The organism is Brasilonema sennae CENA114 (genome assembly GCF_006968745.1).
Lineage (GTDB): Bacteria > Cyanobacteriota > Cyanobacteriia > Cyanobacteriales > Nostocaceae > Brasilonema > Brasilonema sennae.
On record NZ_CP030118.1, the window covers coordinates 2,542,553 to 2,567,436 of the forward strand.

Annotated in this window: 18 protein-coding genes; 5 read left to right on the forward strand and 13 right to left on the reverse strand. The window is 42.5% G+C overall.

Annotation, left to right across the window (positions count from 1 at the left end; translation table 11 throughout):
• Positions 1-512: 512 nt before the first annotated feature.
• The 3 genes from DP114_RS10885 (at position 513) to DP114_RS10895 (ending at position 8,471) form a co-directional block, all read left to right on the forward strand.
• The gene (locus tag DP114_RS10885) at positions 513-3,473 is read left to right on the forward strand and encodes a CHAT domain-containing protein (RefSeq protein ID WP_171976079.1); all 2,961 of its coding nucleotides are present in this window, start codon (positions 513-515) and stop codon (positions 3,471-3,473) included.
• Positions 3,474-3,571: 98 nt separating this feature from the next.
• Positions 3,572-7,000, forward strand: a complete 3,429-nt coding sequence (locus DP114_RS10890; protein ID WP_171976080.1) for a caspase family protein — start codon at positions 3,572-3,574, stop codon at positions 6,998-7,000.
• A gap of 277 nt (positions 7,001-7,277) precedes the next feature.
• Positions 7,278-8,471, forward strand: a complete 1,194-nt coding sequence (locus DP114_RS10895) for a hypothetical protein (RefSeq protein WP_171976081.1) — start codon at positions 7,278-7,280, stop codon at positions 8,469-8,471.
• Here DP114_RS10895 and hypB read toward each other — a convergent pair.
• From hypB to DP114_RS10955, 12 genes are all read right to left on the reverse strand, one after another.
• Entirely contained in the window at positions 8,406-9,308 is a 903-nt protein-coding gene (gene hypB, locus DP114_RS10900; RefSeq protein WP_171976082.1) for a hydrogenase nickel incorporation protein HypB, read from the reverse strand. The genes DP114_RS10895 and hypB overlap by 66 nt on opposite strands.
• Positions 9,299-9,640 (reverse strand): hydrogenase maturation nickel metallochaperone HypA, encoded by a 342-nt coding sequence (gene hypA / locus DP114_RS10905; RefSeq protein WP_169264962.1) that lies wholly within the window; start codon positions 9,638-9,640, stop codon positions 9,299-9,301. The genes hypB and hypA overlap by 10 nt, the downstream gene beginning before the upstream one ends.
• 402 nt (positions 9,641-10,042) lie before the next feature.
• Entirely contained in the window at positions 10,043-11,146 is a 1,104-nt protein-coding gene (gene hypE, locus DP114_RS10910; RefSeq protein ID WP_171976083.1) for a hydrogenase expression/formation protein HypE, read from the reverse strand.
• Positions 11,143-12,399 (reverse strand): FAD binding domain-containing protein, encoded by a 1,257-nt coding sequence (locus tag DP114_RS10915; protein ID WP_169264951.1) that lies wholly within the window; start codon positions 12,397-12,399, stop codon positions 11,143-11,145. The genes hypE and DP114_RS10915 overlap by 4 nt, the downstream gene beginning before the upstream one ends.
• Before the next feature lie 459 nt (positions 12,400-12,858).
• Positions 12,859-13,011: a tautomerase family protein gene (locus DP114_RS10920; RefSeq protein ID WP_169264952.1), complete on the reverse strand. Its 153-nt coding sequence runs from the start codon at positions 13,009-13,011 to the stop codon at positions 12,859-12,861.
• 50 nt (positions 13,012-13,061) lie between these two features.
• Positions 13,062-14,207, reverse strand: coding sequence for a hydrogenase formation protein HypD (gene hypD, locus DP114_RS10925; RefSeq protein WP_169264953.1), 1,146 nt, complete (start codon positions 14,205-14,207; stop codon positions 13,062-13,064).
• A 185-nt stretch (positions 14,208-14,392) separates the two neighbouring features.
• Positions 14,393-14,665, reverse strand: a complete 273-nt coding sequence (locus tag DP114_RS10930; protein ID WP_169264954.1) for a HypC/HybG/HupF family hydrogenase formation chaperone — start codon at positions 14,663-14,665, stop codon at positions 14,393-14,395.
• Between the two features lie 56 nt (positions 14,666-14,721).
• On the reverse strand, positions 14,722-17,286 hold the full coding sequence (gene hypF / locus DP114_RS10935; RefSeq protein WP_171976084.1) for a carbamoyltransferase HypF: 2,565 nt from the start codon (positions 17,284-17,286) through the stop codon (positions 14,722-14,724).
• A 208-nt stretch (positions 17,287-17,494) separates the two neighbouring features.
• Positions 17,495-18,691: an NHL repeat-containing protein gene (locus tag DP114_RS10940; protein WP_370460719.1), complete on the reverse strand. Its 1,197-nt coding sequence runs from the start codon at positions 18,689-18,691 to the stop codon at positions 17,495-17,497.
• Positions 18,692-19,024: 333 nt separating this feature from the next.
• A complete protein-coding gene (locus tag DP114_RS10945) occupies positions 19,025-19,249 on the reverse strand; it encodes a hypothetical protein (RefSeq protein ID WP_169264957.1) in 225 nt (74 codons plus the stop codon).
• 8 nt (positions 19,250-19,257) lie between these two features.
• Positions 19,258-19,524, reverse strand: a complete 267-nt coding sequence (locus tag DP114_RS10950) for an asr0689 family protein (RefSeq protein ID WP_169264958.1) — start codon at positions 19,522-19,524, stop codon at positions 19,258-19,260.
• A gap of 55 nt (positions 19,525-19,579) precedes the next feature.
• The gene (locus DP114_RS10955; protein WP_169264959.1) at positions 19,580-20,551 is read right to left on the reverse strand and encodes a tetratricopeptide repeat protein; all 972 of its coding nucleotides are present in this window, start codon (positions 20,549-20,551) and stop codon (positions 19,580-19,582) included.
• 797 nt (positions 20,552-21,348) lie between these two features.
• Between DP114_RS10955 and DP114_RS10960 the strand changes: the two genes are divergently transcribed.
• Both DP114_RS10960 and DP114_RS10965 read left to right on the forward strand, forming a co-directional pair.
• Positions 21,349-22,311 carry a hydrogenase small subunit gene (locus DP114_RS10960; protein WP_169264960.1) on the forward strand — a complete coding sequence of 321 codons (963 nt, stop codon included), beginning with the start codon at positions 21,349-21,351 and terminating at the stop codon, positions 22,309-22,311.
• Between the two features lie 239 nt (positions 22,312-22,550).
• Positions 22,551-24,146, forward strand: coding sequence for a nickel-dependent hydrogenase large subunit (locus DP114_RS10965; protein ID WP_171976085.1), 1,596 nt, complete (start codon positions 22,551-22,553; stop codon positions 24,144-24,146).
• Positions 24,147-24,161: 15 nt separating this feature from the next.
• Here the strand turns inward: DP114_RS10965 and DP114_RS10970 are convergent, their stop codons facing one another.
• The gene (locus DP114_RS10970; RefSeq protein ID WP_171976086.1) at positions 24,162-24,440 is read right to left on the reverse strand and encodes a hypothetical protein; all 279 of its coding nucleotides are present in this window, start codon (positions 24,438-24,440) and stop codon (positions 24,162-24,164) included.
• Positions 24,441-24,884 lie beyond the last annotated feature (444 nt).

The window sequence follows — 24,884 nt, forward strand, 5'->3', positions numbered from 1 at the left end:
TTTATTAATACTTTTATTATAAATAAGCCTCTATAAATTACGCACTGTACAAAAAGACCGGATTATGATTGTGCGTGCTCGTCAGGGAAGCATTGTCTGTATCTGGGGCTGAAAAGGACTGGTATGTAAAATGTTTTAGCTATTTACAATCCACGTTTCATCCTAATTAAGTGCATAAGTTGATTTCACTTACACCTATATAAGAAATAGAAGTCCTCCTTCTAATTAAGTGTATAAGCTAATTTCACTTACACCTATATAAGAAATAAAAGTCCTCCTTCTAATTAAGTGTATAACCTGATTTCACTTACACCTATATAAGAAATAGAAGTCCTCCTTCTAATTAAGTGTATAACCTGATTTCACTTACACCTATATAAGAAATAGAAGGAGGGACTTATGTCCTCTAAGTTCAAATCCCTAGTCAATTCAGGTGATTTATATCTAATGTGGCTTTTTTCATACAAGCCATATTTTGTCAATGTCTAAGTTCTAATCATATTCAAAGGATCATGAATAACTCGTTAATACTTAACATGAATGAACAAAGCCGCCAACCCTATCTCAATCTGATTGAAGCGGTGCTAAATTGTTTTACTGGTGAAGAACCAAAAATAATCAGCGCCAACCAAAATTTGATAGATGCTAGGTTGGTACAAATCATGCTAGATTATGCAACAAATTTGGCAACAAGAAACGACATACAGACCTTTGAGCGCTTAATAAAGATTGTCGTTAATCTGTTAGTTACTCTGAGAAATGCTAACTTTGAAAATCAGGAGTTTTCCAAGGCGATAAAGTACTACGAGCAGCTTTTGACCATCTGCCAACAAAAAAGCTATCAGCAAATAGAAATCATACTTCTGTACTATATACGTTTCTTTTACCGTTACACAAATGACTATGCCAAAGCGATAGAGTTAAGCAAGCGGCTTTTGGTAATCGCCCAAAGCTTTAAAAATTCCTTTTTACAGGCTGAAACTCTGTTCCATTTAGGAATTGATTATCAAGGCTTGAGAGATTTAGACAGTGCAAGAAATAATTACGAGCGGGGTTTGGCGATTGCCGAACAGATAAATAGCGAAGCAAGTAAGAAACTACAAGTAGATATTCTCAATACTTTAGGACACTCTTATAATCCTCCCTATAGCTGGGACTTAGGCAAAGCTATAGAGACCTGTACAAAAAGTTTAAGAATTGCTCAGCAGATAGGCGATCGTCACGGAGAAGCAGTTGCTCTAACCTGTATAGGAAAAGCTCATTATTGGGCTCCGGGACAGTGGAGGAATTTCCCTGAGGCAATTAAGTGTTACAAGCAAGCTAAAGACATCTTCCAAGAAACAGGCGACCTCGAAAAAGAGGTGGATGCTCTGTATCATTTACAGGATTCTTATTATTACACAAGCAATTATGGTGAGGCAATAAAGTCAAACAAGGAGCTTTTGGCGATCGCTCAGGACTTGAAGAATGACCTTTTACAGGCTAGCGCTCTGTTTTGTCTAGCTACTGATTACCAAGCCTTAAACCAATTAGCAGATGCAAAAAAACACTACCAGCAAAGTTTGGACATCACTAGTAAGTTAGATCTTGAGGTTGGAGGCGAACTCAAGGTAAACAGTTTGCAAGGTCTGGGAAGCTATTACACAAGGAAGAGGGAATTAGCCGAGGCGGAAAAATATTACCAAGAGAGTTTGGATATTGCTGAGGAGATATTGGACATTGCTAGTAACAAAAATAATGAGCCGCTTCGGAACATGGCTCTGCAGAAAAAGGCTAATGCTCTACAACCCCTAGCAGGAATTTACTATAACCAAGGGAAATTAGATCAGGCGTCGGATTTCAACGAACAAAGCTTGACACTCAAGCAGCAACTTCAGGATCAGATTGGTACAGGGAATTCTATTGGCTTTCGGGGAAGCATTTATCTTGCACAGGGCAGATATACTGAAGCTCTCAATGAGTTCAACCAGAGTTTGGAAATCATGAGGGAACTCAAAAACTATTCTGGGGAAGCGAGTACTCTAACTGATATAGCAGTTGCTCTCCTCTACTTAGGTCAAATTGAGGAAGCACAACGCAAGCTGAGCGAGGGAATTGAGCTCTGGGAGTCTGTACGGGGGAAATTGGAAGACCGTGATGACTTTAAAGTATCAATCTTTGAGCAGCAAGCCAGAACTTACCAGCTACTGCAAGCTGCCCTCATTGACCAGAAGAAACCCTTAGCTGCTTTGGAAATTGCCGAACGGGGTCGAGCTAGGGCGCTTGTAGAATTATTGAACAAGGGTTTAAGTGGACAATCAGCTGAGCAAAAGATAGACACTCTCCCCTCTGTTAAGCAGATTATACAAATCGCCCATCAGCACAATGCCACACTGGTTGAATACTCAATTTTGTGGTCAAGTACTTTATTGATTTGGGTAGTCAAACCATCCGATGAAGATAAAATTGCTTTTCGCCAAGTTGACCTCCAACCCCTATTACAGGAATTTAATACATCTCTAGAAAAGCTGGTTGAGATCGCCCGTGAATCCATTGGTGTTTGGGGAACGCGCTTTGTTGACTCGGATGGAAACGATAGTGATAAGGATGTTCAAGGAAACAACAAACAATTACAGCAACTTTATAAAATTCTCATTGAACCTATCGCTAACCTTCTCCCAAAAGATCCAGATGAGCGGGTCATTTTTATCCCCCAAAACAGTCTATTTCTTGTTCCTTTCCCAGCCCTCCAAGATGCTTCTGGTAAATATCTCATTGAGCAGCACACCATCCTTACCGCTCCTTCCATCCAAGTTCTAGAACTAACTCGCCAACACCAGCAACAAGTCCAAAAGATGGAGCTTCAGGATGTATTGGTGGTAGGCAATCCTACAATGCCGCTTTTTAAATCTCATCAGTTGAGTCCTCTTCCGGGTGCAGAACAAGAAGCCAAACAAATCGCTCCCTTGTTGAATACCAAAGCATTTATAGGCGATAAAGCCACTAAGGTTGCTATTATCGAGCGGATGCCAACAGCAGGGATTATTCATCTAGCAACTCACGGGTTATTCAATGACGTTGACGAATCAAAGATACCAGGAGCGATCGCTTTAGCGCCGTTAGGAACAGATGATGGTTGGCTTACGGCTACAGAAATCATGAATTTAAACATGCCAAAAGCTGAGTTAGTTGTTCTGAGTGCCTGTAACACTGGACAGGGACGATTAACCGGGGATGGCGTGATCGGCTTATCTCGCTCCTTTATTTCTAAAGGCGTTCCGAGTGTGATTGTCTCATTGTGGGCGATTTCAGATGATTCCACGGCGTTCCTGATGACCCAATTTTATCAAAATTTACAACAAAAGCTTGACAAAGCGACTGCATTAAGAAACGCGATGCTGGCTACTAAGCAAAAATATGCCTCTCCGTTGCAGTGGGCTGCTTTTACATTAATTGGCGAAGCAAAGCAATCTATCTTTCAAGAAGCTGTATAAATTGCAGATGCGTTCATTCATTTCCTTTGAGAAATAAATCGGTCAAACTCAAGAACTTAAATCAGCGGAAAATACTTGCAAATTTCAGGAGAGAAATTATGACTGCACAACAACCGAATCTAACCAATGATTCTTCCTTATGGGCGCTACTAATTGGCATTGATGAATACTTGCATATTAATAACCTTAATGGCTGCGTCAATGATGTTGAGGCAATGCGGATTTACCTCAGAAATCAACTGGGTGTTCCCGAAAATCAGATCCGTGTCTTGACCAACCAAGAGGCGACTCGCGCTAATATCCTTCAAAACTTTCAGGAATTTTTCATCGACAATTCAGACATTCAACCAGGAAGCCAAATTTTCTTTCATTACAGTGGTCATGGTTCTCAGATGCCAAATCCGAAAGAGCCTGACGGACAAAACGAAACTCTCGTTCCCCATGACAGTAGAAGTCCAGAGGTTTTTGATATTCCTGACAAGACTCTTGCTGGTTTGCTGGATAAACTTGCAGAGCGCAAGGGTAATAATATTACTGTAATTCTCGACTGTTGCCATTCCGGTTCGGGGACTCGCGATCCAAATCTGGCTCAAACCCGCAATGTTGAACCCGACAATCGCATCCCACCACCTGACTTGGATACTGGCATCCTAGAAGGCGCACCCCGTCGAGGAACGGGTGCGAGTGGCTGGCAAACCGAAGGTATCACCCACGTCCTCCTAGCAGGTTGTCGGGACAACGAACTATCGAACGAGTATCTCAGCAGTGATAATGATAAAAATAATGTATGGCATGGTGCGCTGACCTACTTTACTTTACAAGCCCTTCGCAACATCACCCCAAAGACGACCTATGCTGAACTTTACGAGCAGGTAGCAGTTAAGGTAAATACAAAATATCCTTCACAGATGCCCCAGTGTGAGGGCGATCGCTACCGAATGATATTTGGAGGAGTGCGGATCGAGCGAGATCCCTTCATTACCGTGCAGAAGGTAGACGAGAATGAAGTTACTCTAGAAGCTGGTTTGATACATGGGTTGCATGAAGGAACTGAACTAACTCTTTATCCACCCCAAGTGCAAACAAAGAAGGATTTACCAGCAGTTCTGACAACAGTTGAAGTGACCTCAGTGTCAGCGACTACAGCCAAAGCAAGCATCAAGGAGGGTGCGCCTATTGTTTCTATTCCCATTTTCGCCCGTGGTCTAATCACCAAACAAGTTTATGCTGGGCTGCGCCAAACAGTAGCTCTAGAAGCAGATTCTGGTGAAGAAAACCAGAAGGCGATCGCAGATTTGCGAGCAATCCTTGATACAAATTCCGGTAGCGGTTCACCTTACTTGAAGGTGCAAGAAAATAGTGAAGTAGCTGATTTCCGAGTTAAAGCTGCTGATGGGAAGTTGAACATCTACAACACCACGGGTGAACAGCTAGTTGTTCCAGAAGACATCAAAGATGGGGGCGGTGATGAGATAGCCGTACTTCATTCCCTAGAGAGTATTGTTCGCTACCGCACTCTCCAGAGCCTTGATAATAAAGAGTCGGAATCGGAGCTAGTAGGCAAGGTAAAACTCCACCTACTTCGTTATGATGTAACGGGTGCTGATGATTCTCATATGCAAGAACTTCCGGCGGGCACTGTTGGCACAGGTGGGGAAATCACCCTTACCTTAGATCCGGAAGACAAAGACTCCAATCGGTACGTTCTAGAGGTAATTAACGAATCGTCGAAACCCATTTATGCTCACCTTTTGCTTCTCAATCCTGACTACAGTATCAAACTTCAGTATCCGCAGTCGGGTCAAAAAGATGCTATTAACCCGAAGGGTGGCAAGCTTACCATAGGTCTCGACAATAAGAACGAGCGGCTAAAGTTCCGCTTGCCTGTCGGATGGGATTCCTGCCGGGATTATTTAAAAGTTATTGTTACAACTAACCCCACTGATTTCAAGTGGTTGGAGCAGAAAGGGCTAAACGTTCAACCTCCGCAAAAAACCAGAGCTGCTTCTTCTTCACCTTTAGAACGACTCTTAGATTGTGTTCTTTCTGGCAAGCGCTTCGCTGGCTCTGATGAAACAGAAAATCTAGAAGACTGGGCAACAACTTCTCTTTTTGTTAATGTCGTGCGTGGCTTCCAAACCACAACGCTGAATACCCCAGCCGAAACTATTAGCTTAAACAATGAACTCACGCTAATGAAGCCTGAAGGTTTTCAGGGTGAAGTTACTGTAACTACATTGAGCCAAGCGACTCGGAGTCTCGAAGGGAACCCCAGTTTAAAGTTACCACCAGGTCTTGATCAATTCCCAGACCTTTTTCAACCTATTGGACGTTCGGGAACACGTAGTATTGATAGCAATTTTGGCTCTTCAGCGTTTGTCATCTCCTTTGATGTGGACGAGACATCGCGCCAGAGTATTACGCTAAACAACCCGCTACCCTTGAAATTGCCAACCGTTGCCAACGAGGAAGCGGCAGACCTTTTGGCCATAGCTTTTGATGGTGAAGACTACCTGCCAGTCGGCTATGCAGTCAGTGCAAATACTGTGAACGTAGAAAAACTACCACCTTCTGTTACTCCCACTAAGCGCGGCATCGGGCACACCATCCAGCTCTTTGTTTATAAAAAGATGGGTCGTTACACCCCACAGATAGGTCTGCGGCGTGCAGAACTGGTTGATGGCAAGGTTCAGTACCACGATATTCAGCGAAATCAGTTCCAATCAGGTGATACGGTAGCTCTTTTTGTCCACGGATTCACCGCAGACACTAGACAGATGGTCGAAACCTTTGCTCCTTTCCTACAGGATGAGGTTTTGCCTTACAAGCATCTACTAACTTGGGACTACGAGACGTTTGGTACGAGCGTCGAAGAGAATGGTGCTAAGCTAGCTCTAGCCTTACAGCAGCAATGTGGCTTCAGTCCTGATGACCAGATTACCGTTCACGTCTACGCCCACAGTATGGGCTGTTTGGTTTCTCGCTGCATGATCGAGCTTTCAGGCGGTCACGAATTTGTTGATAAGTTGGTAATGGCAGGTCCTCCCAACAATGGCTCGACACTTGCCACCCTTGGTCGGGGAATAGTCTACCTGCTCACAGTTTTTGCCAATCGGGCTTCGGTTATTCCACCGTTGGGGGCATTCAATTGGTTGCCAGAGCAGCTTTACCAGGAAGGTGTTGGCTCTATCGACCTGACAGTTAACTCTGCTATCCTGAATAAGCTCAACGCCCTCAAAGAGCCGTCAAATGTTCCATACTTGGTGCTCGCAGGAGAGAATCAGTTGAGCGAGGCAGAAAGCAAGCGTCTCAACCGACTCGCCCAGAAGGTGCTAGATCGAACTCTTGACAACTTATTTGGGGAGCAAAACGATATCGCTGTCGGGTTATCTAGTATGCGCGGTGTCAGGGGCAAAGCCTACCCTAAGCTGACAATTGAAGTATTAGACTGCAATCACTTCGAGTATTTCCAAATTCCCGAAGGACGGGAAGCAGTCAAGCGTTGGGTAATAAACTTATCGGTTTAAAACAAGAGTTGCGGTGATCTAGTGCGCGATTGCGTGCACTAGGTCACTAATGCTAGCTCATAACTATGAGGAAGTTGCAGTAAAATTATATCGTGTCCGGCTAAAGACTTATCATTAGGACAGAGGAAGAGATTTGGGTTTTGACAACAATAAGTAATCAACCGGACTTGATATTAGTGGTAATTTTTATCTTCTTACTTTTGTCGCCCCGTCACTCCTAATTCACATCAAGCATAATTTATCTTTTAAATAAAAGCTATATCTTTAAAGATTGAAAATGCACTACAAATCGCTTGATAAAAATTTAATACCCTTGGAAATTCCAAACCCCCAAGGTGCTTCAGGAAACTATTTTGAACAAATTTCTCATACTTGTGTCATGACTGGAATGCAAATCCGCAAGGGCGACATTATTAATGCAGTCATGCCAATTTTCCAACCTCTTGAGGCAGATCGCTCTATTAGATCCGAACTTTATATTGGGACGCAGCAGGGAGACAATGGAGGCGGTGGAGATATTTTCCTACAATTTGGGTATGTGCTTGTAGGTTTACGCTTTCAAACTGTGAATTACTACGGACATGGAGCTATCAATGCCCTTAGTCTGATTTGGCGCAGGTGGTTGAATGGGCAAGTGACTAATGAAGAACTTATCAGCGAACCATTGATACCTCAACTGCCATCTTATGTTAAGACATTTGGTTCTCCTGAATGGGTAGAAGTGTATGTACCTGATGAATACGTGGCAATAGGTATTTGTGGAAGAGCCTCCAGCTATGTGAACACTTTGTCACTTATAGCTGGCAAACCTGCTTTTGATCTGTCTGCAATTGTACGAAAGCAAGATATCAACGCTCTTGTACGAGTCAACCGTCAAGAGATGGAGCAAAAACTAATTCAGGAGCAAAAAGATGCGGATGAAGCAGCAGAAGGCGATCGCCAACGCGCTCAGCTTGAGCAGCAACAAGAACAAGCTGACCGAGATGCAACTAATTATCAGTTAACTTGTGAGTTTTCAGGAGGAACGAGAAGCGCTGCAGAGGGTTTATCAGTTGTAACGTTTAATAATGATGACTCCGAAGCCTTCGATGGTAAACTCCGTTTGCTGTACGCAAATCGCAGTTTTATCCGAGCTATTTTTGAGTTACAAGAGCCAGCTACTTTTGCAGTACTGTACCTAAGCCATCTCTCTTGCGGAACAGGTGGTAAGAAAGGATATTCACCCGTAAAGATTGAGGTTAATAACAAGTGTGTAGCTGCTAACCACGATCCCCGAAGCGATAACTATACTATTGATCGCTTTGAAATTACTTCCTATCTTCATGTCGGCATTAACGAAATCACTATCACCCTCGGTGATATTACAACGCACTACTGGATTGAATGGCTCAAATTATTCATAAACTTACCCCATCAAGGTAACTTTATTTCCGCGCCCCGTGTACTCGCTAGAAACAACCCTACCCAGTAGCCACTCATACCAATTCTCTAATCCAGTTCCTGTCATTGCAGAAACTTGAAAAACTTGAATTTGAGGATTCACTTGCTTGGCGTATTCTACACAACGTTGAACATCAAATTGTACATGAGGTAGCAAATCTATTTTCGTGAGAATCATCACCTGACTTGCGCGGAAGATATGAGGATATTTTATCGGCTTATCTTCTCCTTCCGTGACTGAGAGAATGACGACTTTAAAAAGTTCTCCTAAATCAAATAAAGCTGGACAAACAAGATTACCAACATTCTCTATCATCACCACTGAATCGAGAGGTGGATTGAGTTGTTGTAACCCTCTATCCACCATTGCTGCATCTAGATGACAACCTGTTCCAGTGTTGATTTGGACAACTTTACAGCCAGTTTCTTGAATTTTTTTGGCATCATTTGTTGTTTCTTGGTCGCCTTCAATAACGTTGATAGGCAACTGATGCTTTAAATCATTGATAGTTCGAGTTAAGAGAGTCGTTTTTCCTGAACCAGGTGAACTCATCAGATTTAATGGAAGGATATTTCGACCCTTAAACCATCCTCGATTTTGGGCAGCTATCAGGTTATTTTTTGCTAAAATATCATGCTCTAAAGCCAAAGTTGTGTTATGTACTTTGGCATGAATATGAGATGATTCTGTGACATCATCATGAGTGTGGGAATGCGTGATGACAGTACCATCTGGTAAAGTATGAGTATGGTGATGCTGATGGTGATGGTCGGTATTATTTGAAGAGTCCATTGTTGCGACTTCGCCTGTTTCGGGATTAGTCATTTTCACTTCAGCATCATCAGAACAACCACAAGTTACACACATAGTTCCTCTATTTCTATTTCCTTAATTTTCAGTTCTTCTCCAGCTATTAAATCCAAATGCACACTCCCACACGGACAACTTCCAAAAGGCTTTTCTAAAGGAATTTCTGCACCACATTGACGGCACTTTGCTAATCCTGGGGTTTCTAAAATATCTAACTTTGCCCCTTCTAAAACAGTTCCTTGAGTACAAATATCAAAACAAAATTGTACAGCTTCTGGCATAATAGCTGAAAGCTTACCAATTTCTAGTAATACTCTTTTGATTTTTGTGCCATTGGCATATTCAGCTACAATAGCCACAACATTTTGAGTAATTCCTAATTCATGCATTGAAGTGTTGAGTGAATGCCTCATCAGTCTTCAATGGTAGAGGCAATTTTTGGAGTGTAACGTACCATAATTAACAAATTATTGAATTAACTCGGATTTTGCACCATAATGTTAGTCCGCCAAGAAATAAATTTCTTGGCTTAAAGTTCAAGTCCGTTAAAACTTGCACCTGGTCATAAATGTCAAAAGAATTACATTTTATTTCACTTGGTTCTCGTCCGCCTAGGACTGTAAGTCCCAGGCTAATAGGCGAAGTCCATTAAAATGGACTCAAACTGGAAATATTTTTTAGTATATTTATAACAGACTCAAAGACTAACAAGAGTCCGTTTTAACGGACTTAAGCTGTTAGCCTTGAACTTGAGTTCAAGGCATACTATGGATGAGGTGCATTCCGGTGAATTAACAAATTCTTGGTAATTGCTCACCAACAAGCATATCAACAATACGTTCAGCACCAAAAGCAGTTTTTAAAAAGACAACACCAGAAGGTGAGGGAATCACTTCACCAATAATACAAGCATCTTTTCCGGCTGGGTGAGATTTCATAGCTGAGACAACAGTGTCAGCATTTTCGCGTCCTACCACGACGACGAACTTACCTTCATTTGCCAAATACAATGGATCTAAACCTAAAAGTTCACAAACACCTTTAACTTCTTCACGCACTGGGATAGACTGTTCATCTAGGCGAATTCCCACACCAGAACCTAGAGCAAATTCATTTAATACTGTGGCTAAACCACCACGTGTTGCATCCCGCATAGCATGAACTTCAGGACAAACATTTAGAATAGTTTCAACTAAATTATTCAACGGCTGACAGTCGCTTTCAATATCAGTGTCTAATGCTAATTCTCCACGGGCAATTAAAATTGCTGTACCATGATTGCCCAACTCACCATTAATAATAATTGCATCTCCTGGTTGAATATTGTGGGCAGAAACATTTACTCCTGTTGGAATAATACCAATACCAGAAGTGTTGATAAATAATTTATCTGCTGCACCACGATGGACGACTTTTGTGTCACCAGTTACAACTTGTACGCCAGCTTTTTGAGCTGCTGCTTGCATACTTTGCGCAACACGCCGCAAAGTTTCTACAGGCAAACCTTCTTCTAAAATGACACTACAGCTAAGATATAATGGTTTGGCACCACTCATTGCTAAATCATTAACCGTGCCATTGATGGCTAATGTTCCAATATCACCACCTGGAAAAAATAACGGGTCTACAACATAAGAATCAGTTGTAAAAGCAAGTCTGTCTCCCTGTTTTATAAAACTTGCTAAGTCAAAACGGGCTTGGTCTTCTAATTGAGAGAGAGTTGGATTATCAAAATTCTGAATAAAAATATCATCTATTAAATCGCGCATTGCTTTACCGCCACTACCATGTGCGAGGGTGATATGAGTGTCTGGCACTTTATTTTTCTGACGGCGGATTTTTTCGATTTTTTGAAATAAGGAATACTGTGTTGAGTGAGAATTGGAAAAGTTCATCTCAAATTCTGCTTAGTTATTTTAGCGGATTCATCCGTGGAATTGATAATTTTGAATTCCCCAAAGGGATGACCTAATCTAAAACGATCTCCTAGAGTTACGCCCAAAACTTTGAGGTAATTCCCCATCGCTAACTGGATTGGTTCCCATTGTTTTAACGCCGCCAGCACATCACCGCCAGATTCCTGTAACCCTTGCGCGAGTTCAATAGCATTCATCACAGCTTTAGAAATTCCCGCAGCCGTGTGAGGACGGACGACAAATGCAGCATCACCAATTAAACACACCCGTCCAAAAACCATACGTGGTACAGATAAGTCGTAGATGGGTTGAATGAAGGGTTTGTCTGTCAGTTCAAACAAATATTGAAAGATTTCTGGTAAATATTTCTTTGCTACTACTCTCATCTGTTGAACAACTTCTTCTCGAACCTCTCCTTGAGGCATGAAAAACTTTCGTACTCGTCCTTGGTGGTTAGTCATGACTGCATTCAACTGTTCGCCGTCTGGGACATTAAAATACCAAAGCCAATTGAGGCGGCGTTTTCCTTCGTCTAACTCCCCGTTTAGTCCAGGTACCAGATAGCACAGTGTCTGCATGCTAGGTCCGTGAAAGAAGGTGAATTTCTCGGCAAAGAATTTTGCAACCTCTAATGAAAATACATTTTCGTCTACCAACCCTCGCCATGCAACATAGCCTGCATACTGAGGTATAGCATCCAATATCAGTTGCTGACGTATGGTTGAATCAATACCGTCAGCCCCAATCAGTAAATCACACTTTTGTTCGCGTCCGTCTTCAAAGTGCACCACCAAGCAGTTATCACTCTGTTGAAAACCAATAACACTGTTTCGTTGATGGTAACGTTCATCTGGGAAAACTTTCCGCAGTTGATGATACAGCATATCCCAAGAAATCATGACTTGGGGTGTTGACTCTTCCCAAATGATGCTGTCATCTCCGCTGATATATTGTCTTTTGCACGAAGTCATACCCACCGTTTCTGGTGTACTAATACCGTGTTCTGCCAGAAACCGATTGATTTCCATCTGCACAACAAAAGCAGCACCGTGACTTTGGACACCACCAAATGTAGGCGCTACCCCTTGGTACGAGGCGCGCTCAAAAATTTCTACATCACAACCAATACAGTGCAGCGCCAAGCCTGCACATAAACCACTTATTGAACCACCTGCAATAAGCACACGGAGGGGTTGTGAGTTTTGTTGTGTGATGTCCGCTTTGACTTGCATGGAGATGCTTTTGTAGAGTTTTATCACTTGCTTAAAGTCTACAGGTTTGACTCTACCACTGATAGTGACCCTCCCTAGCCCCTAAGGGGCAAAGCTCGCCGGGGGGAGTATCCCCCCGGCAGACTTTGGCGCTGCGCAAACGCTCCAATTCAAAATTCGCTCATCACCGATAGCGTCCCTTGCGCGTGTCCCCTTGGGACGAGCGCGTACCCGTAAGCGCAAGCGCACGCCAAGGGCGTCCCTTGCGCGTGTCCGTAAGGACTTAGGGCATAGATTTGAACGGAGGAAACCTCCCGCAGTCGCCACAACGGGGGGAACCCCCGCAAGGCGCTGCTCTCCGCTCAAACTTCTCTCAAAATTCAAAATCAAGAATCCCATTTTTGAATGCGTGAATTATCTTGTGGTTTTGTGATGGTATCTACCACTATGCTTATCTGAATGTAGTAGACCTTCAACAGCCTAATTTTCGCTTTCAAATTTCTCTATGTGAACTGTCACCCATTCAGGTTTAGTGTTCAAAGTAGAAACAAGTGCGTGAGTAACTGCTTGCGCCAGTTTCCGCTTAAGTCTAATAGAATCACATTCAGCAATTTTGACGGTAACAGATGGCATATGCATTCCCTAATGATTTTTTCAGCTTTGGTTTTTGACTTGTGATTTTGCTATGCTCTTAGTTTTTCTTTGTCAAGCATCATTTTTTTAGTCATGTGAGAAAAGCTACCATACTTATAATAAGCTGCACAAGCACCTTCAGAAGAAACCATGCAAGTTCCAATCGGTGTTTCTGGAGTGCAAGCTGTTCCAAAGACCTTACACTGCCAAGGTTTCAACACTCCTTTGAGGATTTCTCCACAAAGACACGCTTTATGGTCAGCAACTTGCAGGTTGGGAAGGATAAATTTTAATTCTGCATCAAATTGAGCATATTGGGCACGGATTTTTAATCCAGACTTGGGAATCTCACCTAAACCGCGCCACTCAAAACTTTCTCGGTTTTCAAAGACTTTATTCATCGTGGTGATCGCCACCTGATTTCCTGTCTTCTCTACCAACCTGTTATATTGATTTTCAACTTCACAACGATTTTCGACAATCTGTTGCAACAGCATCCAAATGGATTGAATAATATCTAAAGGTTCAAAGCCAGAAACCACAATAGGTTTTTGATATTGTTGGGAAATAAATTGATAAGGGTCACTGCCAATCACCATACTGACATGACCCGGACCAATAAATCCATCGAGCTGTAAATCCGGATTATCTAAAAGTGCTTTTAAGGCAGGAATCACGAGGACGTGATTAGAAAACATACTGAAATTCTGAATTTTTTCAGATGCTGCTTGCAAGATAGTCAAAGCAGTGCTGGGGGCAGTTGTTTCAAAACCCAAGGCGAAGAAGACAACTTCTTTATGAGGGTTGTCCTTAGCAATTTGTAGACTATCGAGGGGAGAGTAAACCATACGAATGTCCGCCCCTTGTGCTTTCGCTTGCAACAAGTTTGTTTTAGAACCAGGAACGCGCATGGCATCTCCAAAAGTCGTGAAGATAACGTTTGGTTTTAGGGAGATAGAGATAGCATCATCTAGCCTTCCTCTTGGCATCACACATACAGGACAACCTGGACCATGAATTAATTCAATTGTCTCAGGTAAAATTTCTTCAATTCCATATTTGAAAATAGAATGAGTGTGCCCACCACACACTTCCATTATTTTGATAGGCTTTTTGAGCCGTTGAGATAATTTTTCTATGGCGCGGAATAAAGCATCAGCTTTTTTAGGTTCTCGAAATTCATCAACGTATTTCATATTAAAATTAGAAGAAAAATTTGATTGCGTTCAGATCCCCGACTTCGCAAAAGTTGTCGTGGTTCTTGTTTTTTCACGAATCATTTAGGACTGCTATATAGTATAATATGTGATTTTTTAAAAAAACTCAGTACACTTTCTGTTCCCTGTTAAGCGTTCCCTACCTCCACGAGTAAATTCAGAAATCAAACCGGATTCCTATATGAATCTATTGCTACTGCTTCTGCTAATTCTTCCAAGAGTTGCAGTGTTTCCATAGCTTCTTTTTCATTAATTCGATTCATCGCAAAGCCAACATGAACTAGCACCCAATCGCCGACACATGATTCCACTGAATGCTGTTCATCAACGATACAAGCAATATTGACTTGACGCTTCACACCACCAACATTGACAACAGCTAGTTTTTGTTTCACGTCAGTGATTTCGATAATTTTACCTGGAATTCCTAAACACATTTTTTTGAAATAAATTTTGTAGTGTTTGATAACAAATTACGCTCGAAAATCAGTAACTATTGACTCATTAGTTGAGCAGCTGCAATCACAGCTTGTCCTAGTGATAAACCACCATCATTAGCTGGAACTAAGCTATGAGTAAGTACATTTATTCCTAATTTTTTTAAGCCTTGAGTAACTTGCTCTAACAGAATGCAATTTTGAAAAACTCCTCCTGTGAGGACAACTTGAGAAATATCGTTTTTTTGAAGCAGGTTATTAACCATTTTTACAATGGTATGAGCTAAGCTTGTATGAAATTTGGCAGCGATAACTGCTTGAGGAGTTGGCTGCTGTAAGTCATTCAGCAAAGCTTGCCACATTGGATATGAATCTATATAATAAATATTATCTGACCAATAAAATTTAAATTTATAATTGAAATATTCTTTTTTATTTAATAAATGCGTATCAGCCAAAGCTTCCATTTCAATTGCTGCTTGTCCTTCATAGCTACATTGTTCTCTACAGATACCAATTGCAGCAGCGACAGCATCAAATAAACGCCCAACGGATGAAGTTAGAGGAGCGTTAATTCCTTTTTGGACAAGCTGATTGAGAAGTTTCAGCGGCTTTTGTTCAATAAATTCTAAAATATCTAAGTATTTGTATTTTTGTTTTAAATCTTCCCAATCAAAGGCAGATATTAACTGGGCATAGGTATTACGCCAAGGTTCTCTCATTGCTTGTGTTCCGCCAATCATTGGTACTGGCTTAAATGTCGCCAATCTCTTAAAATGGCGATAATCTGCTAAGAGAAATTCTCCGCCCCAGAGTGTTCCATCTTCACCATAACCCAAGCCATCTAATGCAATACCTAAAACAGGTGGTGAATTAATATTTATATCATTTTCTGCCATGCAAGCAGCAATATGAGCATGATGATGTTGGATGTGAAGTAGGGGCACGGCTGTGCCGTGTCCGTACTGATTGTGTGCAAGTTGTTTTCCAAGTTTTGTTGAGAAATATTCAGGGTGTAAATCAACAGCGATCGCTTCGGGTTGATGCTCAAATAAATTCAAGTAGAGATTGAGCGTATCTTGATAAGATTTGAAAGTCGCTGCACTTTCTAAATCTCCTATATGTTGAGATAGAATAGCTTTCCCATCTCGCAATAAACAAAAAGTATTCTTTAGCTGGCTGCCCATTGCTAAAATGTGAGGAACGCTTTCAAATCCAGATGGTAAATTAATAGATGTTGGTGCGTATCCTCTAGCACGACGGATTGTTAGCACTTTTTCACCAACAACCCTCACCACCGAATCATCGACTCGGTTTACAATCTCCCGATTGTGCAGAAGAAAATAATCTGCAATTTTTCCTAACTTGTCACGCGCTTCAACATTATCAATACATTGCGGTTCATCAGAAAGATTACCACTTGTCAAAACAATCGGGCGATTCATCCGCCTCAGAATGAGGTGGTGTAAGGGGGTGTAAGGTAGCATGAAACCCAAAGTGTTTTGCCCTGGTGCAACTGAAGGCGCAATTTGATTTTGAATTTTGGATTTTGGATTTTGGATTTTGGATTTTGGGTTTTGAATTTTGAACTTTGAATTTTGCGAAAAGTTGCCAGGAGGAGCCAGTACTGCAGGAGGGTTTCCCTCCGTAGGTATCTGGCGTTGGTTTCCCTCCGTAGCAAACTTTTCAAGACGAATTTTGAATTGTATTCTCCCACTTCCCCTTTCTTCATCGTCGTCTCCCGCATTTGCCTGAATCAACACAACAGGCGCGGCGGGACTTTCTAATAATTCTCTTTCCTTGGCGCTGGGGGTGCAGTACTCTTCAATAACTGATATGTCTTTTGCCATTAAAGCAAAAGGCTTTTGATTGCGCTGTTTACGGCTGCGTAGTTTTTGTACAGCACTTTCCTGAGTGGCGTCGCAAGCTAGATGAAATCCACCTAACCCTTTAATAGCAACTATTTCGCCTTTTTGTAATAAGGTACAAACGGCGTCAACATCGTCAAGCATAGAAAACATATAAGATGTAATTGGTTGATTATCTGAACGTTCTAACCAGGCTTTAGGACCGCAAATTTGACACGCTACGGGTTGGGCGTGAAAGCGACGGTTTTCAACATCGTTGTATTCCCGACCACACTCTGCACACATAGCAAAAGCAGCCATACTTGTGTTGTCGCGATCATAAGGTATGGCGCGAGTGATACTTAGGCGAGGACCGCAATGAGTACAGTTCGTGAAGGGATAACGATACCAGCGGTTGAGGGGGTCAAAAATTTCTGCTTTACATTTTGGACAAGTCGCAGCATCCGCAGGAATTTCTGTTTTCACTGCACTGCTGAGACTGTCAGAAATGACAAAATCACCAAAGGTAGATTTGCCTTCATAACGCTTGCGCGTTACTTCATCAATTCTCGCTAATGGCGGACACTGTTTCTGTAAATTTTGAACAAATTCTTCTATAAATTCTTCACAGCCAGATACCCTAATGAGGACACCTTGACCGTCATTACAAACTTCGCCTTGCAATCCGTATGCTTTTGCAAGTCTATATACAGTGGGGCGGAATCCCACTCCTTGAACGATACCGCGAACCCTGATGATTTCTTCAGTAAACATGATATTTGAACTAATTTCGTAGATGCTAAAGACAGAATTCAGAACTCAGAATACAGAATTCAAAACTCAGAACTCAGAATACAGAATGATTTCTTGTCTTGAGATAAAGGCTTTGTACAATCTATTTGGAAACTGTGTATTTGACTTAACACAACGTAAGCTTCTTGTGTGTTTCAGGAGTTACTGTAGAGTGCAAGGGCGCAGCCCATTATTTGGTAGTTATCTTCCAAAGTAAAACTCGGTTATTTCCGGAATCTGCTATAACCGCAGTATTTCCACACACTTTAATTCCATAAGACCAATTCAAGCTATCTCGTTTGGCTAACCCAAAATCACGATTTTCACCTTTACTTTTAAAATCTCTTTGTCCAACCAGTGCATGACTTTCGCTTCCGTGCAAAGACAAAATTGATTCTGGCTTTTTCCAGCCTAATAGCCTTGAATTAGCTGTATCAGTAACAAGTAACCACTCACCAGCAGCAGTGACACCATAAGGCATACTCAAACTATTAGCACTAGGAAAATAAACTCCTTGATTTATTTCAACTAAATCAAAAGTTTTTTGTCCTAACACTACTGCACAAGGGGCATTGTTTTCTGTTGGAATTCCGTGCCAAATCATCACACGGTTATTACCGGCATCAGTGACAACTAAATTTTCTTCCCAAACTGTGATGTCATGACACCAACGCATACTCGATGCTGAAGCAGTATCACCGCCATTTTCGTCGCGGGACATCATATCTTTTTGTCCCAAAACAACATCAGCCGGTTGACCATTTTCTTCAGGTAATTGATGCCAAATTAAAACTCGGCGATTGCCTGTGTCAGCAACAAATAGCTTTTCTTGATGATAGAAAACTCCATAGCACCAGTTGAGAGTATTAGCTGCTGCTTGTTGAGTTCCTCTGTTTGGTTCATTGTCAGTGAAATGAGTTTGACCTAATACTAAATCTGCTGGAACATTGCTATCTTCTGGCAATTTTTTCCAAATCAAAACGCGATGATTCCAAGCATCTGCAACTGCTAAACCTTCACCACAAGCACAAATTCCAGTTGGTACACTGAGTGTTGTCCTTCCAGGACTACCTTTGGCATTTTGTCCTTCATGGTTAAAGTCTGGTTGTCCAATCACCCAATCAGCAGGTTGACTATCTTGAGTGGGAACATTCCGCCATCCTAATAAACGATGATGTCCTGTGTCTGATACCCACAATGGTCCAGTTTCAGATATCAAACAAGCACCACGAGGACCAAACATTTCTCTACTGCTGGGTAAGACAGGTGTTGCTAGTTCACCCACATCAAGAGTCGTTCCTAAAATAACTTCTGCACCTTGAGACAAAAAAGGTGAAAGTTGGGAAACTTTTACCGATTCTGTTGCATCTTTAGGTGTAAGAGTCATTTTAGTTGCTGTGTTCATCGGTGATTTTGGAATAAAGAAATGCTGGTTTTATCAGTTACCAGTTATCAGTTATCAGTTACCAGTGTCGTGTTCCGTTGGGTTCCAAACAGGTATCAGTTAACAGTTAGGGTTTATCAGTGTCGTGTCCCGTTGTTTACTGTTTACTGTTTACTGTTTGAAAAGCCTAAAAAAAATTTGAGACGAAAAGCAATTACTGAGTTGAAATGTGTTTGCGTGTTCAGCCGTTTAGAACTAAACTTCCGGGCTCATAATAGCCTCAGTTAATTTTAAGAGACGGAAAACTTTATAATTTTTTAGCTTTCTGTCTGACATTTACTTCATCTTGAGTTCTTTATGTAGAAATGGCATTAAGATACCAGTCAAAAAGCTAGAGACAGTAACTGGTATCCAAAGGCTAACTTGAGTTTGTGCAAGCAAAAACAACAACGATGCACTTATACTAATACCAATTGCAGTTTGCTTGACAAAGTTCATGGGGTCGCGCAGTAGCTTTCCCTTAAAAAATAGCCTAGCGCTGAACCATCCTATTTCTAACATGATTCCTCCTAAAAATTTTTCAACGCATTCAAGACTATTAGCCCTAAGATTATTCCAGGAATGACGCCAGCCGGACCAAAGAATCCACCAAGTAGTGCAGCTAACTCATAGCCTAAATATTCTTTGGCTAAAAGGATTCCGCCAATTGCACCGCCAATCATAGATAAGGCTGTTGCTACTAAAAACCACACAAATCCCGTCATCAGATTTAAGTCGCCAGCCATTAAGCTTGTGAAAAAATCTTTTAAAACAGGATTTGTCAAAAAGTCTGTCATTCTTATCTCCTGCACGAAAATTGTTAGTTGTTATTTTTTTTCAAACTACCAACTACTAACCATTGTCAATTTCTGTCTCAAGTTCTTGCAGTACCTGTGCTACAATTTGCGCTTGTTCTATTTGTCCATGTTGAGTAAAAATTTCCCAAGCTTCTTGATAATAGGCACGCGCTTGCAAGAGATTTTTGAGATTCCCAGCTTCTGGTTTTTCTGAGTCGTCTGGTAAGTTCAATAAGGCGTTGGCTTTGTTAGAAATTGTGTTGGCGTATTCTAAGGGTGTGTCTTTGGGGTTACGCACTTTTAACGCTTCCTCATAAGCGGCGATCGCCCGCACAACATTCTCCAAAGGATGAGAACTCGGTAGATATTGCAAAGCGTTGCCCAGATTATTCTGCAACATCGCATATTCCCTGGGATGGCTGATTAACTCAATATGCTTCAGCGCCTCCTCAAATGTCTGCACTGCTAACCCTTGACGCAGGTATTCTGTTTGTGTTGTCAAAGGCGTCGAGAGGTAAGCAATTGCAATGTTGTTGTGTAAAATCGCATATTCCTGCGGGTATTTCTGCCAGGTAAACACCTGCAAAGCTTTCTGATAAGCTTGGATGCTATCTGTCACCCGCGCTAAATTGAATGGCACAAGTGACTGCAACACTAACCCAAAATTCATTTGGGTTTCTGCTACTTCCACCGGTGTTGCAAGCTGTTGTATAACAGGTAGGGCTTCATCTAATCGTTGTTTCGCTTCTAATAACAGTTGTTCCCCAACATCGGGAATAGCCTTCAAAGCAAGTGCCATTCCTACGTTTGCCCTAGCTTGCCAAAGTAAATTATCCTCACCACATAAATCATACGCTTGCTGACATAGCGAAACTGCATTCCATAAATCTTGGGCAGTTTTTGGCTTTTTTTGAAAGCCTTGCGCCATTTCAATCAGCATCTCGATTTTTTCTTGTGTCGTTGCTGGGGAAGAAGCAATCATATCCATTGCCGCCTTCACCGCAGAATCTGTCATGCTGGGGGTCATTACCATCTTCCTATAGCAGGTTGGACAATTGAGTCTTTCAAGTTCGCACACCTTTAAGATGCATATTTCTTGCATTTTTGGGTTGTACCAACCAAGCTTATTTACGCAGATAATGAGTTATGTCTTGGTAAATCCCGTTGCAGTTAACAGTTAGCAGTTACCAGTTATCAATTGTTCACCCTCCGGGAACGCCCGTCCCCTACGGCGGGAGACCCGCCTGCAGTGCTGGACTCACTGTTCACCCTATGGCTAACGCCACGCCTTACGGCTATCGGGTGTGCCCAGAGCGCACGCCAGAAGGCGAACGCCAGATGCCGTGAGAGCGGAAACGCTCCTCATGCGCACTGGACTCACTGTTCACTGTTTGAATAAATCTATGCTCTTTTAAGATAAAACATTTCAATTGAAAAAAGTATATTTTTTTGTTGGATTTTGATAAAAATATCTTAACTTATATTCAATTTTACTTTATACTGGAAATTTTCATTTTGTAGCGAAAAATTATTTATATGACACTTTTTTTCAAAAATGATTTTTTCCATACTCTGATTTAGTTTATATTAACATAATCTGACGGTTATTTTATCTATCATCTTTCCAAATAAAGGTTATTGGTTAACTGTTTTCTCAAAAATAGATGAGATTTCGTTTCAAAATATCTAACTCTTTCTGTAAAACATAAACAATTGAATTAAAAAATACATGATATAAAAAATAAAGGATGAAAAACAGTTGAGACGCGACAAATAACGTCACCTGAATCATGCAGGCTAAACAATAGAAAAAAAAGATAGCTGATGACTAACTTACTATGGCTGCAAGGTGGTGCATGTTCAGGCAACACCATGTCATTTCTTAACGCTGAAGAACCCACAGCTTGTGATTTAGTTACTGACTTTGGCATAAACGTCCTTTGGCATCCATCTTTAGGACTGGAATTAGGTACAAACTTGCAGACAATGCTGTGGGACTGTCTTTTGGGCAAGATTCCCTTGGATATCCTGGTTTTTGAAGGCACAGTTATTAACGCACCTAATGGTACAGGAGAATGGAACCGTTTTGCCGATCGCCCCATGAAAGACTGGTTAAACGACCTATCCCAAGTTGCTAACTATATAGTCGCAGTGGGAGACTGTGCAACTTGGGGAGGAATTCCCGCAATGGCACCTAATCCTAGTGAATCGACAGGATTGCAATTTCTCAAACGCAAAGAAGGGGGCTTTTTAGGAAAAGAATTCCGGACAAAATCGGGATTACCCGTGATCAACATTCCTGGATGTCCCGCCCATCCCGACTGGATCACACAAATATTAGTGGCGATCGCCACCAATAGAATTGGCGATATTGTCCTTGACGAGTTGCATCGTCCACAAACCTTCTTCAACACCTATACCCAAACAGGCTGCACCCGCAACATCCACTTTGCCTACAAAGCATCAACCACCGATTTTGGTCAACGTAAAGGATGCTTGTTCTACGACTTAGGTTGTCGCGGACCAATGACTCGTTCTTCCTGCAACCGCATCTTGTGGAACCGCGTCTCCTCCAAAACCCGCGCCGGGATGCCTTGTTTAGGTTGCACCGAACCCGAATTCCCCTTCTACGACCTCAAACCAGGAACCGTATTTAAGACACAAACCGTCATGGGAGTTCCCAAAGACTTACCCACAGGAGTGAATAAGAAAGATTATGCCCTACTCTCCATTGTGGCGAAAGACACAATGCCTCACTGGGCAGAAGATGACTTTTTTACAGTTTAGTCAAAGTGCTTCGCACTGGGTGTAAGGGTATAAGGGTATGAGGGTGTAAGGGGTAAGAGATGAAAAGTTAAACAATCTGTTAGCAAAATAGTTCTAATCTTTTCCCCTACACCGTACACCCCTACACCCCTACACCCCTACACCCACCCCGTTGGCGCAGCCGCCCAGGGCGCTTAGGCTTGGTCATTAGTCATTAGCATTCAAAGCACAAAGCACAAATGACACAGGACAAAAAACAAATGGGAAATCAAACATTAGACATCTCCCCAGTCGGGAGAGTAGAAGGCGATTTAGATGTCCGAGTGGAAATAGAAGACGGGCAAGTCGTCAACGCTTGGACACATGCCGAACTCTTTCGAGGATTTGAAGTTATCCTACGCGGAAAAGACCCCCAAGCAGGATTAATTGTCACACCTCGCGTGTGCGGTATTTGTGGCGCTTCTCACCTGACTAGTGCAGCTTGGGCATTAGACACCGCTTGGGAAACAGAAGTCCCGCGTAATGCAATTTTGGCAAGAAACTTAGGTCAAATTGTCGAAACAATCCAAAGCATACCTCGTTACTTTTATGGTCTATTTGCAATAGATTTAACCAATAAAAAGTACCAATACAGCCCTTATTATCTAGAAGCTTGCAGACGCTTTGCCGCTTTCACAGGCAAGTCTTACGAACTTGGCATCACAATTTCTGCTAAACCTGTCGAAATTTACGCCCTATTTGGCGGTCAATGGCCCCACAGCAGTTATATGGTTCCTGGTGGCGTGATGTGCGCCCCCACCTTAACAGACGTGACTCGCGCGTGGTCAATTCTAGAATACTTCCGCACCAATTGGTTAGAACCCCTGTGGTTAGGTTGTTCTTTAGAACGCTACGAACAAATTCAGACTTATGAAGACTTCATGGTCTGGCTAGACGAAAGCCCAAGTCATGCAAACTCTGACTTAGGTTTTTATTGGCGCATGGGTTTAGATATAGGTCTAGATAAATATGGTGCTGGTGTAGGTCGATATGTTACTTGGGGATATTTACCTCATGAAGCAAAATACCAGAAACCAACAATAGAAGGGCGAAATGCAGCCTTGATTATGAAGAGTGGAGTCTACGACAGTTTCAGCGACACCCACACTCTCATGGATCAGACTTTTGTCCGGGAAAATACAACTTACTCCTGGTATGAGGAACTGACATCAGACATTCACCCCTTTGACCGCGTAACCAAACCAAGCAAAAATAATGTCAAAGACTTCAATGGACAATACACTTGGTCAACAGCAGTACGTCACAAAGACTTAGGACGCTTGGAAGCAGGACCACTCGCACGTCAGTTAGTGGCTGGTGGTAAACATGGCGAGTCTTGGCAGCACTACGATGGGTTTATCCTAGATGCATTCAAAGAGTTGGGTGGTGCCAGTATTCATATACGACAGCTAGCACGAGTCCACGAAATTGTCAAGCTATACAGACAAGCAGAACGCTGCTTGCGCGAGTTCCGCCTGAATGACACCTGGTATATCAAACCCAAAGAAAAAGATGGGCGCGGTTGGGGTGCAACAGAAGCATCGCGCGGTTCCCTGTGTCACTGGTTGGAGATTGAGGGTGGTAAGATTAAGAATTACCAAATTATGGCACCGAGTACTTGGAATATCGGACCACGTGATGCAGAAGGAATACGCGGACCGATTGAGGAAGCTTTAGTCGGGACACCGATTTTTGACTCGACCGATCCAGTGGAAGTCGGTCATGTGGCGCGATCGTTTGATTCTTGTTTAGTTTGTACTGTTCACGCGCATGATGCCAAGACAGGTGAGGAGTTGGCGCGTTTTCGTACTGCGTAGCTGCTATAGCGCTTCTCAATTGAGTGAAATACACATGTACTGTAGGGGAGCCAGTCCTGCAGGAGGGGAGCCAGCGCCTTGCGGAGCCAGTCCTGCAGGAGGTGAGACCAGTGCTGCGGGAGGGTCTCCCTCCGCAGGCATCTGGCGTTCGCCTTCTGGCGTGCGCTCTGCGCACACCCGAAGGGGTTTCCCTCCGTAGGGACCTGGCGTTGGGGTTCCCCCAAAGTCTGTCGGGGGAAGCTTCCCCCGACGAGCTTTGACCGTTGTGGCGACTGGGGGGGGTTCCCAAGGCACGTTTTCGGGGGAAGTTTCCCCCGAAAAGCTGCCGCCCCGTTGTAGCACCTGGCGTTTTCCCTCCCTAGGCATCTGGTGAGACCAGCGCTGCAGGAGGGTTTCCCTCCGTAGGCGACTGGCGAACCCGAAGGGCGTTGGGTATTGGAATGTCCACTCTACTTAATTAGACTTAAGATCTGGAGTTTAGACTAGTTCGCGGTGCTAAACGTAAAATAGAACAAATGCACTATCATGATGTTGACCCAGCCAAGTCGAAACTTAGAAGCTATTCGCAAAAAAAACGTTGCTTTTTCTCAACTATCTCAGCTTAATGAAAGTCAACTTTGGGTCAAAAAGAGTTTCGCACTCCTAACTAGTCTAAACTCCAGAAACTAAACATAGGACAGGTGCTGGATTTGACGTTATTTTCAGCTTACTACCTGTCCCTTTCCTTATCCCGAACTC